We start from the raw sequence: 19,286 nt of genomic DNA on the forward strand, positions 1-19,286 counted from the left end.
GCTCAGCCGTGGCGTTCGGGCAGGTCGGGGACGGCGGGGAGGACGCTGAGGGTGCCGTCGGTCTCCAGGACGACGGCCTCGACCTCCGCCAGGCTCGCCCGCCCGGACGCCCGGGCCGCCTGGTGGACCTCGTCGCGGGTCACCCGCGCCCGGCGCATCTCCGGGCCGACGAACCCGCGCCGGTAGAGCAGCACCGGCTCGGACTTGACGATCCGCTCGACCCGCGGCCACCGCAGCGAGGCGCGACTCACCAGGTACTGCAGCAGGATGAGCACCACCAGGCCCAGCACCCCCTCGGCCAGGCTGACGTCGCTGCTGAGCAGCACCGTGGCCAACGTGGACCCCAGCGCCACCGTGACGACGAGGTCGAACGCGTTCAGTTTCGACAGCGTGCGCGCCCCCGAGATGCGCAGCACGGCCACCAGGGCCACGTAGGCGAGCGGCCCCACCACGAGGATGCGGCCGAGATCGGACCAGGAGTCGAACCACATCCCGGCGGGGTTCCCGCTCCGACGCGTGCGACTCACCGTCCGGGCTCTGGCGTTCGGTCCTCCCGTGGTGCGGGACCCGGGGTCCGGGCGTGCGTCCGTTCGGCGCAAATTGCCCGCCGCATCGCTCCTGCGAGGTAGCCGGGCACCGGGAAGTGGTAGCCCTGCGGCCCGACCGAAGGAGCGGACCGATGACGGAATCCGACCGGCCCCAGGACGAGCGCGGGCGCGCCGCGCGCGCAGGTGCTCAGGACGCGTCCGACGCCGCGCGGAAGACCCGGGGCCGGGTGCCCGGGACGAACGCACCCGACGGGGGCACCAAGCCACGCGTCCCGGGAATCGCGGGAGGTGTCCGCCGGGCGACGGGGACGACCGGTCGGGCCGCGGGCCGGGCCGGCCGGAGCGTGGCCACGCAGGCGGGCCGGACGGGTCGGGCCGTGGGCCGGGCGGGACAGGCCGCGGGCCGGGCGGGACAGGCGGTCACGCCGGGTGCCGAACGAACCGCTCGGGCCTTCGCGCAGTCCGGGACGACCGCGGCCTCCGGTGCGGCGCAAGCGGTGAGTGGCACCGGGCGCGCCGCCGCCGACACCGGCCGGGGCGCCGCGGCGGGGGTGGCCGAGGCCGGCCAGGGCGCCGTCTCCGGCGTCGGTGAGCTGGCGTCGGCCGCGACCGGCACGCTGAAGAGCACCGTCGGTGCCGTGGGCTCGGTCGTCCGGACCGGCACGGGGGTGGCCTTGCGCTTCCTCGTCGCGAGGGCGGCCATCCTGCTGCAGCTGATCAAGCGGCTGGCCCTGATGGCGCTCCAGGGGCTCCAGCGGCTCGCCGAGCGGCTGGAGCAGTTCGCGGCCTCCCGGCGGCCCGACTCTCGGACCGAGGCCGACGCCGACGCCGACGCCGAGGACGAGGACGACGACGAGGACGACGAGGAGACCGACGTCGAGGACGAGCGGCCCGCCTCACTCCGGTAGACCACCAGGGCCTGCCGCCCGGCGTAGCGCCGGCGCCCCCGGTCGCCGTGACGCTGAGCCGAACGTGGCGGACCTGCGACCTGCTCGTTGAGTGGTTCAAGGAACCGGACGACACTCGGGCGGGTGCCGACGACGCCGCACCTGGAGCGCATGCTCCGCGGGGCCGCCCTGCGGGTGACCCGGCCGAGGGTGGCGGTGCTGCGTGCGGTGCACGAGAACCCGCACGCGGACACGGAGTCGATCCTCGCCACGGTGCGCGAGGACCTCGGCGCGGTGTCCCATCAGGCCGTCTACGACGTGCTGCGCGCGTTCACGGCCACGGGGCTCGTCCGGCGGATCCAGCCCATGGGCTCGGTGGCGCGCTACGAGGCGCGCGTCGGGGACAACCATCACCACGTGGTGTGCCGCTCGTGCGGCGCGATCGCCGACGTCGACTGCGCCGTCGGCGTCACCCCCTGCCTGACCGCGTCCGACGGTCGCGGCTTCGCGATCGACGAGGCCGAGGTCATCTACTGGGGCCTCTGCCCGGCGTGCGTCGCCGGCGCCCCGGCCGGACCCGGCGACGGACCACGACGAGCGATCGGCGACCAGAAGGAACCAGTGAGACGGGAGGAAGGACCGACGTGACCGAGAGCGTCAGCGAGAGCGAGAACCCGGCGATCCCCTCGCCTGTACCGCAGGCCCACCGTGCCATGACGAACCGGGACTGGTGGCCGAACCAGCCGGACCTCTCCGTCCTGCGCACCCACGCACAGCAGGCCGATCCGATGGGCGGGGCCTTCGACTACGCGAAGGAGTTCGCGGGTCTGGACGTCGAAGCCCTCAAGCGGGACGTCATGGAGCTGATGACGACCTCGCAGGACTGGTGGCCGGCCGACTACGGCCACTACGGCGGCCTGTTCATCCGGATGAGCTGGCACGCCGCGGGCACCTACCGCATCGCCGACGGCCGCGGCGGCGGTGGCAGCGGCGCCCAACGGTTCGCGCCGCTGAACAGCTGGCCGGACAACGTCAGCCTGGACAAGGCGCGCCGGCTGCTCCTGCCCGTCAAGCAGAAGTACGGCCGGAAGATCTCCTGGGCCGACCTGATCATCTTCGCCGGCAACTGCGCCTACGAGTCGATGGGCTTCGAGACCTTCGGCTTCGGCTTCGGGCGGGAGGACATCTGGGAGCCCGAGGAGATCTTCTGGGGACCGGAGGACACCTGGCTGGGCGACGAGCGCTACAGCGGCGACCGCGAGCTCGCCGGCCCGCTGGGCGCCGTGCAGATGGGCCTGATCTACGTGAACCCGGAAGGGCCCAACGGCAACCCGGACCCGTTGGCCTCCGCCAGGGACATCCGCGAGACCTTCAGCCGGATGGCGATGAACGACGAGGAGACGGTGGCGCTGATCGTCGGCGGCCACACCGTGGGCAAGTGCCACGGCGCGGTCAGCCCGGACTGCCTCGGGCCCGAACCCGAGGGCGCCCCCATCGAGCAGCAGGGGCTGGGCTGGCGGAACACCTGCGGCAGCGGCACGGGCGCCGACACGCTCACCAGCGGGCTCGAGGGTGCCTGGACGAACGAGCCCACCCGCTGGGACAACGGCTACCTCGACAACCTGTACCGCTACGACTGGGAGCTCACCGAGAGCCCCGCCGGGGCGAAGCAGTGGACGCCGAAGAACCCCGAGGCCCGGGACACCGTGCCCGACGCCCACGACCCGGCGAAGCGGCACGCGCCGATGATGCTGACCTCGGACCTCGCGCTGCGGTTCGACCCGACCTACGGGCCGATCACCAAGCGCTTCCACGAGAACCCCGACGAGCTGGCCGACGCGTTCGGCAAAGCCTGGTACAAGCTGCTGCACCGCGACATGGGCCCGGTCTCGCGCTACCTCGGCCCGTGGGTGGCCGAGCCGCAGCTGTGGCAGGACCCCGTCCCGACCGTCGACCACGAGCTCGTCGGCGACGACGACGTGGCCGCGCTCAAGCGGACACTCCTCGACTCGGGACCCACCGTGCAGCAGTTGATCGCGACCGCGTGGGCCTCGGCGGCCTCCTTCCGCGGCACGGACAAGCGCGGCGGGGCGAACGGGGCACGGATCCGGCTCGAGCCGCAGCGCAGCTGGGAGATCAACGAGCCCGGCGAGCTGACGACCGTCCTGGAGAGCCTCGAGCGGGTCCAGCAGGAGTTCAACGACGCGCAGTCCGGCGGGAAGAAGATCTCGCTGGCCGACCTGATCGTGCTGGGCGGCTGCGCGGCCGTCGAGAAGGCGGCGCACGACGGTGGGCACGAGGTCACGGTCCCCTTCGCACCGGGCCGCACGGACGCCTCGCAGGAGCAGACCGACGTGGACTCCTTCGCCGTGCTCGAACCGAGCGCGGACGGGTTCCGCAACGTCATGCGGGCCGGCGACAAGGTGCCGCCGGAGCAGCGGTTGGTCGACCGGGCGTACATGCTCAACCTGACCGCAGCCGAGATGACGGTGCTGGTCGGGGGTATGCGGGCCCTGGACGCCAACGCCGGGCACGTCCGGCACGGCGTCCTCACCGACCGGCCCGGCACGTTGAGCTCGGACTTCTTCGTCAACCTGCTCGACATGGGCACGGAGTGGCGGACGTCCGAGTCGGAGGAGAACGTCTACGAGGGCCGGGACCGGAGCACGGGCGAGGCGAGGTGGACCGCCACCGCCGTCGACCTCGTCTTCGGCGCGAACGCCCAGCTTCGGGCCATCGCCGAGTACTACTCCTGCGAGGACGCGAAGGAGCGGTTCGTGCACGACTTCGTCGCGGCCTGGGACAAGGTCATGAACCTCGACCGGTTCGACCTCGCCCGACCGTGAGGCCGGGCCCGGGCCCGGCCGCACGCCGGCCCGGGCGCCGGCGCGCTCAGCCGACCCGGGCCCGGGTGAGCGTGCGCCACAGCCAGCCGGCCGGCACCCGTCGCCCGGTCCGCACGTACTCGCGGGCGGCGTCGACCAGCAGCGTGAGGTCGAGGCCGCGGCGGGCCGGGGTGGTGCCGAGCAGGAGCAGCTCGTCGTCCGGGGCGAGGACGAAGTCGTCGTCCGGCCCCATCACGTGCTCCTCCGCACCGTCGCCGGCCCGCCGCAGGATCATCAGCACGGTGATGCCGAGCCGGTCCTCGCGGCGCTCCGGGTCGCGCAGGACGTCGCCGAGCCGGGCCTCGCCGGAATCGAGCCAACCGAGCAGGGTCGGCGCTTCGCCGCGGTCGAGCCGGATCTTCCACAGCGCCGGCATCCGCTGCCCGCAGTCCGAGGTCACGCGCCGGAGCAGGTCTGCCGCCCACGCGTCGCCCTGCTGCGGCACCCCTTGCAGGAAGCGCCAGAGCAGCGGGGTGCTGAGCTGGGCGAACACCTCGTGCGCCACGACCTCGGCCGGCACGAGCAGGGAGTCGATCTCCATGGCGGCGAAGAGCGGCGCGCTCGTGGCGCGGTTCTGCCGGGCGGCCACGAAGATCGAGCGGTTCAGCCGGCGGGCGTCGGAGACCAGCGAGAGGTTGGTGGTGTCGTCGTCCGTGCCGGCGACGAACCCCACGGCGTCGGCGACGCCCGCGCGCACCAGGACCGTCGGGTCCACGCCCGAACCCTCGACGGGCGTGACGCCGTCGCCCGGTCCGGGTGCCGTGGCGCGCGGCTCGACCACCGTCACGTCGAGCCCCTCGGCGCGCAGGTCGGCGATGACCTCGCGGCCGAAGCGGCCGCAACCGCACACCACCCAGCGGCCCTCGCCGGGCGGCCGTCCCCGCGTGGGCAGCTCGGCGCCCGGTCCGCTCTCCAGCCACGTCATGAGCTGGTAGGACGCGGGCGAGCGCATGGCGATCCGCAGGTGGTCGCCGAAGCGGTCGAAGGGGTTGACGACGGTCGGGCTGCCGAAGGCCCGCATGCGTTCGCCGATCGCGGGCGAGACGGTGCGCGCGATCACCGGCAGGTCGGGTCGCAGCAGTGCCGCGGTCATCGCGACGGCGAGGTTGGCCTCGTCGTCGTCGGTGAGGGCGACGACGGCCTCGCACCGCGGGTTGCGCAGCCCGGCCACGCCGAGGTGCCCCGGGTCGCGGGCGTCGGCGACGAGCCCGGGGACGTCCCCGTGGTACGAGCCGAGCTCGAGGGCGTCGATGCGGTCCTCGGCGATGTCGATCACGACGACCCGTTTGCCGAGCGCGTCGAACGCGCGGCACAGCAGCTCACCGGTGCGACCGTGCCCGACGATCAGCAGGAACGGTTCGCGCAGCCGCTTGACCTTGCGGGTGAAGTGCTGCAGGGCGAGCGCCCGCCGGAACGCGCGGTCCTGCAGGAGCGCCAGCAGCGTGCCGACCGCGTAGGCCCAGCCGATGACCGTGAGGTAGATCGTCGCGGTGACCCACAGCCGTTGGGCGGGGGTGAACGTGTTCGGCAGCTCGCCGAAGCCGATCGTCGACGCCGTGTAGCTCATGAAGTAGAAGGCGTCGAAGAAGCTCATCCGGTACGGCGCGCCGGTGGCGTCCTGACCGGGGACGAGGGTCAGGCCGAACACGCTCACCGCGAAGATCGTGATCAGCACGATCAACGGGGCGCGCATGCGGCGCAGGATCAGGAAGATCGTGGACTCGGCCTCGACGGCGGACGCCATCGGGATCCGCCGGGACGGACCGCGGGGACGGGGCTCCTCGTCCTGCCCCAGCAGCCGCATCCAGAAGGAGAGCAGCGGGTTGCCCATGAGTGTCTACCGGCGGTGGTACGACACGGTCTCGACCACGAGCAGCACCACCGAGACCACGTTGGCGAACAGGGCCCCGCCGGAGAGGGACACGACGGCGGCCATCGCGGAGGGCGTCAGGCTGTTCTCGGCGACGTGCGCCGAGTAGGTCCAGGCCAGTGCCGCCGCGATGAGCTGGAGGTCGGCGACCAGGCTGGTGGCGAGGTGGACCGCGCCCATCTGGGTGCGGTCGCCGAACTTCAGCACCGTCGCGATGAGACTGACGACGATGGCGGCGAACAGCTCGTAGATGTTGTGCAGCGCCGGGTTCGAGATGTCGCCGAGGAAGAAGCCGAAGTTGAGGGTCGCGGCCAGCAGCACGAAGAAGCCGAACACGACCTTCTCGAGGTTCATGCGTGCTCCCGGCTCCGGTCCTCCCGCCCGGGCGACAGGATGGCACGACGTCGGGGCGCGCGCCTGGTCGACGTGCGGCGTCAGCGCCGCACCACACGGCGCCGGCGCAGCGCGAACCCCACCCACGACACGACCACCAGGCAGCCGATCGCGAGCTGGATGCCGGGCAGGTACTCGCGCGGGTAGAGCACACCGGTCAGGTAGGTGTCGATGAAGCCCCGCGCCAGTCCCTGCTCCCCGGCGAGCCGGCGGAACCGGTCCTCCCACGCCGTCAACGGGCACTCGACGTGGGCGAGCACGCTGACCAGGCCCCACCCGACCGCGGCCACGTGCAGCACGAGGACCCGCGGCCACCGCCGGGCGAGGAAACCGCCGAGCGCGACGAAGGCCAGGAACGCGAAGTGGACCAGCATCACCGCGTCGGCGAGGAACCGGTACGCCACGACGACCAGGATGACCGGCCGGAGCCGGGTCCACCAGGCCTGACGATCCACCGGCCCGTGTCCGCCGTGCGTCACTCGGGCTCGCGGTCCTTGCCCGGGCCGTGCACCGTTGCGTGGCCGCTGTCCCCGCCGTGGCAGTGGCCGTCGGTGGAGGCCGGGATGTCGAGCGCGGGGTTGCGGTCGAAGAAGCCCGACGGCTTGAGCACGAAACCGGTGTAGTCGACCGGCATGATCGGCCAGTCCTCCGGGCGCGGGAAGTGCGTGAGCCCGAAGGTGTGCCACACGACGATGTCCTCGCCGTCGACCGGCCGGTCGGCCTGCACCCAGGCCGGCAGCCCGGCGCCGCCCGGGTTCTGGTTCACGAGGTCGCCGGCGGGGTAGCGCTCGTCCGCGTCGTACTGCGTCACCCACAGCGCCTTGCTGGCGAAGGTGGCGCGGGACCGGATCACGGACGCGTCGTCGGCCAGCAGGGTCGGCTGGCCCTCCGGGTGGAGGGTGTACCCGACGGGCTGGCCCAGGGAGTTGGTCTTCTCCGTGTTGATGATGTGCCAGACCCGGCCGGTGGACGCGTCGGCGTCGCGCTGGGCGTCGGACTCCCGGGACAGGCGCGTGACCTTGCGGGCGAAGGCGTTGCCGTAGGGGTTGCCCTCGCCCATCGGGACCCGCGCGGCCTCGATCTCCTCGACGGCGTTGCGCCCGCCGTCGACGGTCATGTCCAGCCGCGCGGAGAACAGGTGCTGGTGGAACGGCGCGCCCAGGCCGGGCGCGATCTCGGTGGCGTACTCGCCGGGCGTGCCCGAGGTGAACACGATGCCGGTGGCCTTGGCCTCGAGCTCGATGGTGCCGTCGAGGTAGAGGTACCAGTAGAAGCCGTAGTCGTAGTTGCCGATCGGCGTGAAGAAGCTGATCACCAGGCGGCGCTGGCGGCGGGTCTCGCGGGACCCGGTGAACATGTCCGAGTGCTTCCAGAGGACGCCGTAGTCCTCCTCGTGCATGCAGATCGCGTTCTGGATGGTGCGCGGGTTGCCGAGGTCATCGGCGATCACGGCGTCGGTGTAGAGGATGTCGCCGAGGCAGTCGCAGCCCAGCTGCAGCGAGTCGGCGTAGCGGGCGAACATGTACTCGCCGCAGTCGAAGTAGTTCTGCCAGAAGCGGACCGGGGACGGGTCGGCGTAGGGGACGACCATCTCGGCCACCGAGGCGCGGTAGCAGATCGGGCGGCCGTCGAAGGCGATCTGGTGCAGGGTCAGGCCCTCGCGCTCGTTGAACCCGATGCGCAGGTCCCACTTGCCCCAGCGGACGTGCCCGTCCTCGACCGTGAACGAGCGGCCCTCCGGCTGGGTGATCTCGATCGGCTTGAGGTCGAGCGGCGGGCCCTGGACCTCGGGGTCGTCGAAGTTGCCGGTCGTCTCGGGCACGGGGTGCTCGGCGTGGTCGACGACGCGGTCCACGGTGCGGGCGGTGAGGTCGACGTAGGCGACGAGCCCGTCGATCGGGTGCGCCCACGGGTGGTCCTTCTCGTGGTCCTGGCGGAATCCGAAGGCGCGCACCACGCGGTCGCCCGGGTGCTCCGGGTAGTCGTCGAACGCGCCGGCGGACAGCGGGACCGCGCGCACCTGGGCCGGGTCGATGCCGCGGCGCTCCAGCGCCTCGCGCCACTCGGCGGCCGCGTTGAGGATGTCCTCGATCATCTCGAACTCGGTGTCGATGATCGGCGGCTGGCCGTCGCGCGGCGGGTCGAGCTCGCGGCTGGACACGACCGAGCGGGAGTCGGTGGACACCACGACGTCCCAGGAGCGGCCGCTGGCGATGTCGAGCAGGATCACGCGGAAGCGGCGGTCGGTCTCCGCGCCGCTCAGGACCTCGCCCTTGGTGGGCTCCTCGGGCGTGAAGAAGGTGTAGCGGACGGTCTCGCCCAGCAGCCCGGCGTCGAGCAGCACCTCGCGGACGGTGCGGACCTCCGCCTCGCTCGTCATGGCGAGCGCGTGGGTGCGGTTCTCGAGGGTGGTCATCGGAGGTTCTCCTTTCAGGCCGCGTCGGCGGCGGGGACGGTGGTTCCCGGGAAGGAGCCGGACACGGTGCGCAGGCGGGACCAGACGACGCCGAAGACGAACGCCAGCACGAGGATCGCGCCGATGCCGAGGGCCAGCGCGCCCGAGCCGCCGATCAGCGTCGGGAAGTTCGAGACGGTCAGGACGAGGCAGGCGAGCAGGCCGATCAGCCCGAGGGCCGGGGCGACGACGGTGTGCCAGAACCGGGTGTCGACGCGGCTGCGGCGGAAGTAGACGAGCACGGCGGCGCAGGTCAGGGTCATCAGGCCGAGCACGCCGAGGGTCGCGGTGCCGGCCATCCAGGCGAAGACCTGGGTCACCGGGTCCATCCCGGCGATCGCGAAGATCACCAGGAACGACGCCGCGACGATCGTCTGGGTCAGCGACGCCACGTGCGGCGAGGAATGGCGCGGGTGGCTGCGCCCCACCGCCGGGTGCAGCGCCCCGGAGTTGCCGAGCGAGAAGTAGTACCGCGCCAGCACGTTGTGGAAGGACAGCGCGGCGGCGAACAGGCTGGTCATCAGCAGGACCTGGGCGACGTCGCCGCCGGCGGGCCCGAGGACGTTCGTGATCGTCGTGACGATCATGGTGCCGGGATCGGCGGTCGCCGCCTCGATCGCGGCGGCGTCGCCCCACGCGGACACGACGGCCCAGCTGGACAGGGTGTAGAAGACGCCGATCAGCAGCAGCGCGGTGTAGGTCGCCCGCGGGATGGTGCGCTGCGGGTCCCGGGCCTCGTCGCGGAACACCGCGGTGGCCTCGAACCCGATGAACGACGCGATGGCGAACATGATCGCGATGCCCAGCGAGCCGGACACGAACTGCGGGGGCTGCACGAACGCGGTCGAGAGGTGCTCACCGCTGCCGATCACCACGGCGTCGAACACCAGCACGATCGCGACCTCCGCGATCAGCAGGGCGCCGAGCACCTTGCCGGACAGCTCGATGTGCCGGTACCCGAGCACCCCGACGACGGCGGCCACGAGCAGCGACCACACGTACCAGGGCAGCGCGGGCCCGCCCCAGTGCCGGGCCAGGGCGTCGATCACGGCGCCGATGTAGCCGAACACCGCCAGCTGCACCGCCGCGTACGTGACCAGGGCGAGGAACGCGGAGCCGAGCCCGAGCGGGCGGCCGAGCCCCTTCTGCACGTAGGCGTAGAAGGCACCGGCGTTCGGCACGTGCCGGCTCATCGCGCAGAACCCGACCGCGAACAGCAGCAGGATGCCCATGCAGAGCGCGAAGGTGGCGGGGAAGGCGGCGCCGTTGCCCGCGGCCAGGCCGAGCGGGACGGTGCCGGCGATGACGGTCAACGGTGCCGCGGCCGCGACGACCATGAACACGATCGACCCGACACCGAGCCTGCCGGTGAGGGTGTGTGATCGATCCGTACCCGTGACGCTCATGCGCGGCTCCCGAGGTGCTCGGCGACAGTGATGCGGACCACCGTGAGCGGCCACGGCAGGTGCGTCAAAGGGCGTTCTCATTCCGGCCGGGTCCGAGCCGTCCGGTTCTCATTCGGGCCGTCGGTGCTGGTCATCGCGGCGCGCCGGCTGGCACCATTCCCGCCCTACGCTCCGGGCAGGTGCGGGGGAAGGGGCAGGGATGCGCGACGACGCGCGCGTGCGGCTGCGCAGCCGATCACCCGTCGAGGGGCTGGAGCGCCGCCGGCTGCGCCCGCTCGAGGTGTTCGCCCAGTCGGTCTCCGGGGCGGCGCCCTCGGCGGCGATGGCGGCCACGCCGGCGATCGTCGCCGTCTCCGCGGGCCGCGGGACGGTCTGGTCGTTCGTGATCGCGACCGCGCTGGCGTTGCTGATCGCGGGGTGCATCGCCCGGTTCACCCGCCGCATGGCCGCCTCCGGCGGGCTGTACAGCCTGACCGCGAAGGGGCTCACCCCCGCCGCGGCGTACGCGAGCGCGCTGGCCTCGTCGGTCGGCTACGGGCTGCTGGCCGCGGCCGCGCTGGTGGGCGCCACGGTGTACCTCGACGCGCTGATCGGCGAGCTCACCGGGTCGACGCCGGGCGGGGTGGGTGCCGTCGTGATGATGGCGGTGATCGGGCTCGGCACCGGAGTGCTGGTGCTGCGCGGGGCGCGGTTGTCGGCGCGGGTGGTGCTGCTGGTCGAGAGCATCTCGATCACGTCGATGCTGGTCGTCTTCTCGCTGCTGTTGGCGGGCGGCCCGGCGGACGGCACGCCGACGGGAGCGACGGGAATGAGTCCGCCCGGCCTCGGTGGCGTCGTCGCCGGTGTGCTGCCGGCGCTGGCCGCGTTCATCGGCTTCGAGATCGCCACGGCGTTGGGCAGCGAGGTGCGCAGGCCCTTCCGCAGCGTCCCGCGCGCCGTCGGCCTGACCGCGGCGGTGGCCGGGGTGCTCTACGTCTTCGCCGCGCAGGTGCAGGTGTTCGGTTTCTCCGCGACCCCGGGCGGCCTCGCGGGCCGGTCCGAGCCCGTGGTCACCCTCGCCGCCGCCAACGGCCGGGGCTGGTTGCCGGTACTGCTCGACGTCGGGCTGGCCATGTCCTTCTTCGCCTGCTGCCTCGCGGCGTCGACGGCGCTGGCCCGGGTGTTGTTCTCCCTCGCGCGCGACGGGGTCGCCCCGCGGGCGATGGGGCGGACGCACCGGCGCTTCCGGACGCCGCACGTCGCGATCGCCGCGTCCGTGCCGGTGACGACCGGGCTGCCGGTGGCGCTGTTCGCCGCGGGCGTCCCGCTCACGTCCGTGCTGGTCGCGATGCTGACCCTCGCCGCCTGCGGGTTCCTGCTCGCCTACCTGCTGGTGTGTGCGGCCGCTCCGGTGTTCCTGTACCGCATCGGCGAGCTGACCTGGCCCGCCGTCGCCGCCAGTGCGGTGATCGTGCCGATCCTGCTGGTCGTGCTCGTGGCGTTCGTGGTCACGCGGCCGCTGTCCGGGGTGCTGCTCGCCGGGCTCGCCGTGCTCGGCGCCGCCTGCTACCTGGTGCTGCGCCTGCGCCGGCCGGCCGCGCTCGCGGACATCGGGGTCTACGACGAGACCACGGCCGGCGACGTCCTCTTCCCGAACCGCGGCGCGGCATGACCGGATCCATCCCGCTGTCCGGGAGGCAGCCGAAGGCCGTCCGCAGCGCGCTGCACGTGCTCGAGGAGGTCGTCGCCGCGGGCCCCGGCGTCACGGCGAAGGAGATCTCCGAGTCGCTCGCCATGCCGCAGGCCACGACCTACCGGATCCTCAACCTGCTGGTCGCCGAGGAGTACCTCGTGCGGCTCCCGGACCTGAGCGGGTTCGCGCTCGGCCGCCGCGCGGCCCGGCTCGCGCTGCCCGCGGGGACCGAACTGAGCACCGCCGCCCGGGCCGTCGTCGACCACCTGCGTGCGCAGACCCGCTGGGCGGTGCACGTGGCGTGGTACGCGGGCGGGCAGGTCTCGCTGATCGACCCCGACCCCGACCATCCCGCCCCCGACGCGGGCCGGCTCGCGCGCTACCCGTACGCCTTCGCGCTCGGCCGGCTGCTGCTGGCCGAGCAGGCGGACTGGCGGGCGCTGGTGCGCGAGGTCCGGCCGTTCACCGCGCGGACGGTGACCTCGGAGTCCGAGCTGGACCGGACGCTCAAGGCGGTGGCCCGGGACGCGCTGGCCCGGCAGTGCGGGGAGCTCCGTGAGGACCGCGGCTGCATCGCCGTGCCCATCCGGGGGCCGCGGGACCACCGGCTCGTCGCGGGCCTCGCCGTCGCCGGCCCGGCGGCACGGATCGCGGAGCCCAACGACGAGATCGTCCGGGTGCTCCGTGACCACGCCGCCCGCCTGGCGCCCCTCCTGGCCTGAGGTGCGCCGGGCTGAACGCACCATGGAACCATAACGCGGTATTCGAGCCGGATTTCGCGCACTATGGAACCATAGTGCGCATATTCAGACCCGGTTCGGCGCATCATGGTTCCATAGTGCATCCTCCGGGCGTCAGTCGAAGGGGCCGTCGAGCAGGCCGCCGGCGGGTCCGTCGACGTAGTCGAAGCCGGGGTCGGGGAACTCGGTCTCGACACCGTCGGCGCCGGTGGGGCCGTTGCCGTCGGCGGCGTCGAGGAAGGAGGCGGCGGCGGTCCCGGCGGTGGCCTGGGTGGCGCTGGCGCCGTGGGCGAGGTCCCCGGTGAGGTCCTCGGCGGCGAGGGCGGTGCCGGCGGTGCCGAGGGGGAGCAGGGCGCCGCCGAGGGCGAGACTGCAGATGATGCGCTTCTTCATCCCGGTCCTCACATGTCGTCCGCGCCGGCCTTGATGGCCTCGCGGATGCGCTGGTAGGTGCCGCAGCGGCAGATGTTGCGGATCTCCTCGACGGCCTCGTCGTCGACGTCGCGGCCCTCGCGCCGGCACTGCCGGACCTTCGCGACCGCAGCCATGATCTGGCCGGGCTGGCAGTAGCCGCACTGCGGCACGTCACGGTCGATCCAGGCCTTCTGCATGGGGTGCAGCTCGTCGCCGTCGGCGAGCCCCTCGATCGTCGTGATCTCGTCGCTGTCGGAGATCGCACCGACGGGTACGGAGCAGGGGTTGAAGGCCTTGCCGTTGATGTGGCAGGTGCAGGCCTTGCAGACGTTGATCCCGCAGCCGTACTTGGGGCCGGTGACGCCGAGCATGTCGCGGATCACCCAGAGCAGGCGCACGTCGTCCTCGACGTCCACGGTGACCCGCTCGCCGTTGAGCGTGAAGGTGTGGGTGGGCATGGGGTGCTCTCCCTCGTGAGGAACGGGTCAGTAGGTGTAGCGCAGGCCGTCGGTGGGCGAGGCCGGGATCGGCGGCACCACCGGCTTGGGCTCGAACGGGAACGGGTCCTTGTGGTTCAGCGGGAAGTACTCCGGCACCGTCCCGGTCGCCCGGGCGTAGGCGCAGGCGATCGCGCCGCAGGTGGCGGCCACGCCGAACTCCCCGGCGCCGCCCGGCTCGTCGCTCGGTGAGTCGAGGATGATGATGTTCATCTCCGGCGGGGCGTTCCACTGCCGGGTGTAGAAGTAGTTGTCCCAGCTGGCCTCGACGAAGTGGCCGTCGGTCAGGTGCAGGCTGGAGGACAGCATGAGCGCGACCGCGTCGTTGATCCCGCCCATGATCTGCGCCTCGAGCCCGCGCGGGTTGATCACCAGGCCGATCTCGACGGCGAAGGTCACGCGGGTGACGCGCGGACCGGTCACCGCCTCGCGGATCTTCCGGTTCACCGTCTGCGGGCGGCAGTCGATCTCCACCAGCGCCGCGGACACGCCCTTGTACTCGGTGTGGAAGCCGATGCCCTGCGCCGTGCCGTCCTTCATCGACCGGCCCCAGCGCCCCTCCTTCGCGACGGCGTCGAGCACCGCCCGCATCCGGTCGTTGCGCAGGAACTGGCGGCGGAACTCGTACGGGTCCTGGCCGACCTTCGCCGCGAGCTGGTCGGTGACGACCTCGCGGGCGGTGGCGACGTCGGGCGAGTAGACGTTCCGCATCGACGAGGTGTTGAAGCCCATCTCGACCTCGTTGAGCAGCCGGGTGGACACCCCGTAGTCGTACGGCGTCACCTGGGTCAGCTCGAAGATCGACTCGGCGAACGTGAGGTTGCCGAGCGGTGCCCGCGCGCCGGCGGCCGTGATCGCTTCGCCCAGGCCGTGGGTGAAGTCCGTGGACACGCTGGTGTGCCGCTGCTCGAAGCTGAGTACCGAGTCCCCGGTGACCGAGGCGCGGATCCGCGAGGTCGCCATCGGGTGCACGCGGCCCTGGCGGGAGTCGTCGGACCGGGTCCACATCAGCTTGACGGGCTTGCCCATCGCCCGCGAGGCCTCGGCGGCCTCCAGCGCGGCGTCCCAGAACAGCTTGCGGCCGAAGGAGCCGCCGCCCTCGGTGACGTGGATGGTCACCGCGCTCTGGGGCAGGTCCAGCTTCTTCGCGATGTCGGCCTGCGCGCTGACCGGGGTCTTCATCGGCCCCCAGATCTCCGCGCGGCCGTCCCGGACGTCGGCGATCGCGCAGTTGCTCTCGAGGGAGCTGTTGGACTTGAAGTAGAAGGTGAACGAGGCGTCGACCGTCTGGCCGCCCACCGCCGGTGCGGCCATCGGCAGCTCGGCTTCCCGGAGCTTGGCCAGGACCGTCTCGTCGCTCTCGCCGTGGACGGTGCCGTCGTTCCAGTTCACCCGCAGCGCGTTGACGCCGTCGATCGCCTGGCCGAAGGTCTTCGCCCGCACGGCCACGCCCGTCGACACGATCTCGACGTCCGTGACCCCCGGCATGTCCCGGACCTCGTCGGCGTTCTCGACGCTGTCGGGGGTGCCGTTGAGGTCGGGCGCCCGGCAGATCACCGTCGGCAGCGCGTCGGGGATCTGCAGGTCCGTCGCGAAGCGCTTGCGGCCGGTGACGATGTCCCGGGTGTCGGTCTTGTTGTGCGGCTTGCCGATGATCCGGAAGTCCTCGCGCGGCTTCAGCACCACCTCGACCTGCTCGTCGACGCGGCCGGCCGCGGCCTCGGTCAGGTCGCCGTAGGACAGCACGCGGCCGGCCGTACCGGTGATCAGGCCGCTGCGCGCGGTCAGCGTGCGCACGTCCTGCTGCAGGAGCTGCGCGGCGGCGTCGAGCAGCCGCATCTGGGCCAGCGCCGCCGCCACCCGGATCGGGGTGTACGTGCAGAACGTCGTGCTCGACCCGCCGGTGATCTGGTTGAACATCAGCTCCGGTCGGGCGTCGGCGAGGGTGACCCGGACCTGCTCGACCTCGAGGTCCATCTCCTCGGCGATGATCATCTGCGTCGAGGTGACGATGCCCTGGCCGTTCTCGGACCGCGGCAGCGCGAACGAGACGGTGCCGTCCCGGTTGACCTCGACCCGGACGAGGTTCGCGGTCGGCCGGGCGGCGTCGCGGATCAGGTCGAGGAGGTCGTAGGCCTCGGGCGTCTGGGGCACCGAGGGGATGGGCGCAGCGGAGGCCGACGGGCCCTCGAACACGGTCTGGCGGGTGAGCTCGGCGGCGACCACCAGGGTCGGTGCGGCGACGAGGTAACCGAGGAACTTGCGGCGCCCGACCGGGGCGCGCAGCCCCGTTCCGGGCTCCTTGGCCTTCGGGGGAGCGAAGCGATGGTGGGCCATCGTGGTCCTCTTCGTTGGGGGCCTGCCGGCAGGCGCGGGGGCGTTCGGGTGGGGTCCGGGCGGCCGTCGGCCGGGTCGCCCGCGGCATCCCCGCCGCGGGCACCGACGACTGTCCGAGCGGTTCTCGCTCGGCGTCCGGACCCCGTACGGGGCGGCGGGGACACGGGTCGCGTGCCGGGTCCGCCTCGCCCGCATCCGGACCTTCCGGTCGTCCGGGCGACTGGTGCAGCAACGACACACCGACGATTCGGTGTCGCCCGGGTCGCCGCGCGCCGCCGCCGGCCGGGTGCGCTCCGTGATCCCGAGCCGCTGGCCGCGAGGTGGTGCCGCCCGGTCGACATACTCCGTGCGGTCGGGCTGTCACGGCCCGCGACAGCCAGGGCTCCCAGCCCTGCCGGGCCGGGCCGGCATCACTCGATCCGGTCAACCCGGGCAACCGGCGTGTCCCCTACCGTCGAAGGCGGGTAGCCAGTGTGTCGCCCCTGCTCCGGTCGTCGGTCATGTGACGCGAAAGTTGACGGACCGATCGCGATCTGTAGACACTCAGCCGCCCCCGTGGTGCCCGGGGAGCGACGACCGCGAGGTCGGCGACGACCGGCGACGACCGGCGACATCGGTCGAGTGTGGAACGGGACTTGCAGGGAACCCGCGGGCATGACAGTTCGCCTCTGGACGCGTCGCCGCCGGGTCCCTGCCCACTGGGCGGGACTCGCCGCGGGTGCCGCCGGGACCACCGCCCTCAACGCGGTCACCTACCTCGACATGGCGCTCTTCGCGCGGCCGTCGAGCACCACCCCGGAGGACACGGTCCGAAAGGCCGAGGACCTCGCCGGTGTGTCGCTGTCCCGGGAGGGGTCCGACAGCGAGCAGGCCGGCAACCGGCGGTCGGGGATCGGGGCGCTCCTCGGCATCGCCGCCGGCCTGGGCACCGGCGCGGCCTACGCCCTCGCCCACCCGGCGCTGCGCCGCCTGTCGCTGCCGGTCCGCGGGCTCGCCGCGGGGCTCGCGGCGAACGTCGGCTCGACCGCACCGATGACGGTGCTGGGCGTGACCGACCCCCGCAGGTGGCCGGCGAGCTCCTGGGTCCAGGACCTGATCCCGCACCTCACGTACGGGCTGGTCACCGCGGCCGTGTACGAGGCGCTGCGCGGGTAGGGCTCAGCGTCGGAGCCGGCGGCTGCCCGCGTGCCAGTCCTCCTCCCGCCCGGCCTCGCCCGGCCGCACCCCGAACGAGGGCAGCTGCGGCCGCTCCCGCAGGCTGCGCTTGAGCTCGGCGAACCCCGGGAACTCGGCGAGCGCCACCACGTGGTCCCACAGTCGCACCGCGTCCTCCTCCGCGGGCAGCCTGCTGATCACCGGGCCGAACAGCGCGGTGCCTTCCGGTGGGGCGAAGTGCAGGATCGGCGTGCCGACGTCCTTGCCGGTCAGCGAGAGCGCCTCGTCGGTCTCGGCGCCGATCACCGCGTCGAGCGCCTCGTCGTCGAGCGCGGCGGCGAGGCCGGCCGGTAGCCCCGTGGTGGCCAGCGCCTGCGCGGCGATCGCGCGTGTGCGCGAGCGGGCCTCCTGGGGCTCGCTCCGCTCGAAGAGCAGGTCGCCGAACGCCTCGTACAGCGGCCCGACCACCTCGGGACCGTGCTCCTCGCGCACCCGCGCGGCCAGCCGCAGCAGCCGCAGGCCCGCGGTGTGCCCGGCCTCGTAGCCCTCCGGGAAGTGGGCCTCGTAGTCGACGTGCGCGTTGAGCAGGCGCAGGGAGACGAAGCGCCACTCCACCTCGTAGGAACGCCGGCGCTGCACCGTGCGCACCCACTTGCTGGTCATCCAGGCGAAGGGGCACACCGGGTCGAAGTAGAACCGCAGATCGCTCACCCGCCCACCGTAGATGTGGGCCCGGCCGACCGCGGGGCGTGAGGCCGCGTGCGCCGGGTACGCCCCCCACATGTCGTTCCAGGTGACCGAGGTGCAGAAGGCGCTCAAGGGCGCGGACTACCCGATGGACGGTGGTGAGCTGGCGACGCTCGCCGAGAAGAACGGTGCCGACCAGGAGCTGGTCGGCGCGCTGCGCGGGCTCCGCCAGGTCGACGGGCCCAACACCGTGATGGCCGAGCTGAAGGGCGATCTCGGCGGCTCGACCCCCGGTGGCAACTCCCGGGACGAGCGGCAGTACAAGGACGTCGAGAGCCCCTCGTTCCAGGTCGACGAGGTGCAGAAGTACCTCAAGGGGGTCGACTACCCCGCCGACGGCGCCCGGCTCGCCCAGGCGGCGAAGGGCAACGGCGCGCCGGACGACCTGGTGGAGACCCTGCAGGGCCTGCGCGAGGTCGACGGGCCCAACACCGTGATGAAGGAGATCAAGGACCACCTCGGCGGCCGGCCCGAGGACGCGTGACGCGCCGGCCCGCCCGGGCCGGGGCCTGACGGACCGCGGACCGTCCGGGCGACCCGCACGACCCGCACGACCCGCACGACCCGCACGACCCGCACGACCCGCACGACCCGCACGACCCAGGCGGTCGAGGACCCTCAACCCCGGCGGCTGAGGACCGGGGCGAGCAGCTCCGGGTGGGTCAGGGGCACCATGTGCCCGCCCGCGGGCAGCGTGAAGGCGCGGCCCGTGGCTGCGGTCCGCGCGAGGTGCTCGGTCCAGCCGGCGGGGGCGATCCGATCGTGCCGGCCGCGGACGACGAGCACCGGGCAGCGAACGGCCGCGAGCGGGGGCTCGATGCGGTGCCGGCGGGTCTGGTCGAGCGTGCGGGCCATCCCCAGGAGCCCGGTCCGCAGGTAGTCACGCACGAGCAGCGGGGCCTGCGCGGGCCACTCGTGCGCGGCCGTGCGGACCCAGCGGTCGGCCAGCCGCGGCCAGGTACCGCCGGAGGGATCCGTCGTCGGGCCGACGAGCACGAGTGCCGCCGGCGGGTCCGACGCCCGGGCCGCCGCCTCGACCACGACCTGGCAGCTCGCCGAGTGCCCCAGCACGACCCGGCCGGTGAGGTCCGCCGCCGCCAGGACGCGGTGGGCCTGCGCCGCGGGATCGAGCGCGAGCGCGCGGGGCGCGCGCCGGCCGAACCCGGGCAGCGTGACGACCTCCGCCCCGGCCCCGAGCACCCGCAGGGTCGGGCCCCAGCTCGCGCCGGACAGGCCGAGCCCGGGCACGAGGAGGAACGGGCGCATCCCGCCCGTGCCCG

General features: G+C 73.1%; 18 protein-coding genes. 7 read left to right on the plus strand and 11 right to left on the minus strand.

What is annotated here, in order from left to right; translation table 11 throughout:
- Positions 1 to 2: 2 nt before the first annotated feature.
- Positions 3 to 527, minus strand: a complete 525-nt coding sequence (locus ACL02T_RS16870; RefSeq protein ID WP_412831671.1) for a DUF421 domain-containing protein — start codon at positions 525 to 527, stop codon at positions 3 to 5.
- A gap of 152 nt (positions 528 to 679) precedes the next feature.
- On the opposite strand from ACL02T_RS16870, the gene ACL02T_RS16875 reads away from it, so the two are divergent.
- From ACL02T_RS16875 to katG, 3 genes are all read left to right on the plus strand, one after another.
- Positions 680 to 1,456, plus strand: a complete 777-nt coding sequence (locus tag ACL02T_RS16875) for a TrbL/VirB6 family protein (protein WP_412831672.1) — start codon at positions 680 to 682, stop codon at positions 1,454 to 1,456.
- Positions 1,457 to 1,579: 123 nt separating this feature from the next.
- Positions 1,580 to 2,083 (plus strand): Fur family transcriptional regulator, encoded by a 504-nt coding sequence (locus ACL02T_RS16880; protein ID WP_412831673.1) that lies wholly within the window; start codon positions 1,580 to 1,582, stop codon positions 2,081 to 2,083.
- Positions 2,080 to 4,281: a catalase/peroxidase HPI gene (gene katG, locus ACL02T_RS16885; RefSeq protein ID WP_412831674.1), complete on the plus strand. Its 2,202-nt coding sequence runs from the start codon at positions 2,080 to 2,082 to the stop codon at positions 4,279 to 4,281. Before ACL02T_RS16880 ends, katG begins: the two co-directional genes overlap by 4 nt.
- A 46-nt stretch (positions 4,282 to 4,327) precedes the next feature.
- Here the strand turns inward: katG and ACL02T_RS16890 are convergent, their stop codons facing one another.
- The 5 genes from ACL02T_RS16890 to ACL02T_RS16910 all read right to left on the minus strand — a co-directional run bounded on the left by ACL02T_RS16890 (position 4,328) and on the right by ACL02T_RS16910 (position 10,444).
- Complete coding sequence (locus ACL02T_RS16890) at positions 4,328 to 6,151, minus strand: potassium channel family protein (protein ID WP_412831675.1); 1,824 nt, start codon at positions 6,149 to 6,151, stop codon at positions 4,328 to 4,330.
- A gap of 6 nt (positions 6,152 to 6,157) precedes the next feature.
- Positions 6,158 to 6,544, minus strand: coding sequence for a DUF6394 family protein (locus ACL02T_RS16895; protein WP_412831676.1), 387 nt, complete (start codon positions 6,542 to 6,544; stop codon positions 6,158 to 6,160).
- 80 nt (positions 6,545 to 6,624) lie between these two features.
- Positions 6,625 to 7,062, minus strand: a complete 438-nt coding sequence (locus tag ACL02T_RS16900; protein WP_412831677.1) for a DUF2784 domain-containing protein — start codon at positions 7,060 to 7,062, stop codon at positions 6,625 to 6,627.
- A complete protein-coding gene (locus ACL02T_RS16905; RefSeq protein ID WP_412831678.1) occupies positions 7,059 to 8,999 on the minus strand; it encodes a primary-amine oxidase in 1,941 nt (646 codons plus the stop codon). Before ACL02T_RS16905 ends, ACL02T_RS16900 begins: the two co-directional genes overlap by 4 nt.
- Positions 9,000 to 9,013: 14 nt before the next feature.
- Complete coding sequence (locus ACL02T_RS16910; protein ID WP_412831679.1) at positions 9,014 to 10,444, minus strand: APC family permease; 1,431 nt, start codon at positions 10,442 to 10,444, stop codon at positions 9,014 to 9,016.
- A 199-nt stretch (positions 10,445 to 10,643) separates the two neighbouring features.
- On the opposite strand from ACL02T_RS16910, the gene ACL02T_RS16915 reads away from it, so the two are divergent.
- Both ACL02T_RS16915 and ACL02T_RS16920 read left to right on the plus strand, forming a co-directional pair.
- Complete coding sequence (locus tag ACL02T_RS16915) at positions 10,644 to 12,095, plus strand: APC family permease (protein WP_412831680.1); 1,452 nt, start codon at positions 10,644 to 10,646, stop codon at positions 12,093 to 12,095.
- The gene (locus tag ACL02T_RS16920) at positions 12,092 to 12,838 is read left to right on the plus strand and encodes an IclR family transcriptional regulator (RefSeq protein WP_412831681.1); all 747 of its coding nucleotides are present in this window, start codon (positions 12,092 to 12,094) and stop codon (positions 12,836 to 12,838) included. The genes ACL02T_RS16915 and ACL02T_RS16920 overlap by 4 nt, the downstream gene beginning before the upstream one ends.
- A gap of 132 nt (positions 12,839 to 12,970) precedes the next feature.
- Here ACL02T_RS16920 and ACL02T_RS16925 read toward each other — a convergent pair whose 3' ends face one another.
- From ACL02T_RS16925 to ACL02T_RS16935, 3 genes are read right to left on the minus strand one after another with little or no spacing between them, the layout of a single operon-like run.
- Positions 12,971 to 13,249, minus strand: a complete 279-nt coding sequence (locus ACL02T_RS16925; RefSeq protein WP_412831682.1) for a hypothetical protein — start codon at positions 13,247 to 13,249, stop codon at positions 12,971 to 12,973.
- A gap of 8 nt (positions 13,250 to 13,257) precedes the next feature.
- The gene (locus ACL02T_RS16930; protein ID WP_412831683.1) at positions 13,258 to 13,728 is read right to left on the minus strand and encodes a (2Fe-2S)-binding protein; all 471 of its coding nucleotides are present in this window, start codon (positions 13,726 to 13,728) and stop codon (positions 13,258 to 13,260) included.
- A gap of 27 nt (positions 13,729 to 13,755) precedes the next feature.
- Entirely contained in the window at positions 13,756 to 16,104 is a 2,349-nt protein-coding gene (locus tag ACL02T_RS16935) for a molybdopterin cofactor-binding domain-containing protein (RefSeq protein WP_412831684.1), read from the minus strand.
- Between the two features lie 654 nt (positions 16,105 to 16,758).
- Between ACL02T_RS16935 and ACL02T_RS16940 the strand changes: the two genes are divergently transcribed.
- Positions 16,759 to 17,259 (plus strand): hypothetical protein, encoded by a 501-nt coding sequence (locus ACL02T_RS16940; RefSeq protein ID WP_412831685.1) that lies wholly within the window; start codon positions 16,759 to 16,761, stop codon positions 17,257 to 17,259.
- Positions 17,260 to 17,262: 3 nt separating this feature from the next.
- Here ACL02T_RS16940 and ACL02T_RS16945 read toward each other — a convergent pair whose 3' ends face one another.
- Positions 17,263 to 17,922 carry a mycothiol-dependent nitroreductase Rv2466c family protein gene (locus ACL02T_RS16945; protein ID WP_503129092.1) on the minus strand — a complete coding sequence of 220 codons (660 nt, stop codon included), beginning with the start codon at positions 17,920 to 17,922 and terminating at the stop codon, positions 17,263 to 17,265.
- Between the two features lie 118 nt (positions 17,923 to 18,040).
- Here ACL02T_RS16945 and ACL02T_RS16950 point away from each other — a divergent pair, with 118 nt between their 5' ends.
- The gene (locus ACL02T_RS16950) at positions 18,041 to 18,490 is read left to right on the plus strand and encodes a DUF2795 domain-containing protein (RefSeq protein ID WP_412831687.1); all 450 of its coding nucleotides are present in this window, start codon (positions 18,041 to 18,043) and stop codon (positions 18,488 to 18,490) included.
- Positions 18,491 to 18,624: 134 nt separating this feature from the next.
- On the opposite strand, the gene ACL02T_RS16955 is transcribed toward ACL02T_RS16950, so the two are convergent.
- Positions 18,625 to 19,272 (minus strand): alpha/beta fold hydrolase, encoded by a 648-nt coding sequence (locus ACL02T_RS16955; protein ID WP_412831688.1) that lies wholly within the window; start codon positions 19,270 to 19,272, stop codon positions 18,625 to 18,627.
- Positions 19,273 to 19,286: the final 14 nt, after the last annotated feature.

It is taken from the genome of Pseudonocardia oceanicola (genome assembly GCF_047200735.1).
Classification (GTDB): domain Bacteria; phylum Actinomycetota; class Actinomycetes; order Mycobacteriales; family Pseudonocardiaceae; genus Pseudonocardia.

What these genes read in the sequence shown, in the direction of transcription:
- ACL02T_RS16905 (WP_412831678.1), bottom strand. Translation starts at nt 8,999, where the DNA reads ATGACCACCCTCGAGAACCGCACCCACGCGCTCGCCATGACGAGCGAG.
- ACL02T_RS16940 (WP_412831685.1), top strand. Translation starts at nt 16,759, where the DNA reads ATGACAGTTCGCCTCTGGACGCGTCGCCGCCGGGTCCCTGCCCACTGG.
- ACL02T_RS16920 (WP_412831681.1), top strand. Translation starts at nt 12,092, where the DNA reads ATGACCGGATCCATCCCGCTGTCCGGGAGGCAGCCGAAGGCCGTCCGC.
- ACL02T_RS16945 (WP_503129092.1), bottom strand. Translation starts at nt 17,922, where the DNA reads ATGACCAGCAAGTGGGTGCGCACGGTGCAGCGCCGGCGTTCCTACGAG.
- ACL02T_RS16890 (WP_412831675.1), bottom strand. Translation starts at nt 6,151, where the DNA reads ATGGGCAACCCGCTGCTCTCCTTCTGGATGCGGCTGCTGGGGCAGGAC.
- ACL02T_RS16950 (WP_412831687.1), top strand. Translation starts at nt 18,041, where the DNA reads ATGTCGTTCCAGGTGACCGAGGTGCAGAAGGCGCTCAAGGGCGCGGAC.
- ACL02T_RS16910 (WP_412831679.1), bottom strand. Translation starts at nt 10,444, where the DNA reads ATGAGCGTCACGGGTACGGATCGATCACACACCCTCACCGGCAGGCTC.
- ACL02T_RS16955 (WP_412831688.1), bottom strand. Translation starts at nt 19,272, where the DNA reads ATGCGCCCGTTCCTCCTCGTGCCCGGGCTCGGCCTGTCCGGCGCGAGC.
- ACL02T_RS16915 (WP_412831680.1), top strand. Translation starts at nt 10,644, where the DNA reads ATGCGCGACGACGCGCGCGTGCGGCTGCGCAGCCGATCACCCGTCGAG.
- ACL02T_RS16875 (WP_412831672.1), top strand. Translation starts at nt 680, where the DNA reads ATGACGGAATCCGACCGGCCCCAGGACGAGCGCGGGCGCGCCGCGCGC.
- ACL02T_RS16930 (WP_412831683.1), bottom strand. Translation starts at nt 13,728, where the DNA reads ATGCCCACCCACACCTTCACGCTCAACGGCGAGCGGGTCACCGTGGAC.
- ACL02T_RS16925 (WP_412831682.1), bottom strand. Translation starts at nt 13,249, where the DNA reads ATGAAGAAGCGCATCATCTGCAGTCTCGCCCTCGGCGGCGCCCTGCTC.
- ACL02T_RS16935 (WP_412831684.1), bottom strand. Translation starts at nt 16,104, where the DNA reads ATGGCCCACCATCGCTTCGCTCCCCCGAAGGCCAAGGAGCCCGGAACG.
- ACL02T_RS16895 (WP_412831676.1), bottom strand. Translation starts at nt 6,544, where the DNA reads ATGAACCTCGAGAAGGTCGTGTTCGGCTTCTTCGTGCTGCTGGCCGCG.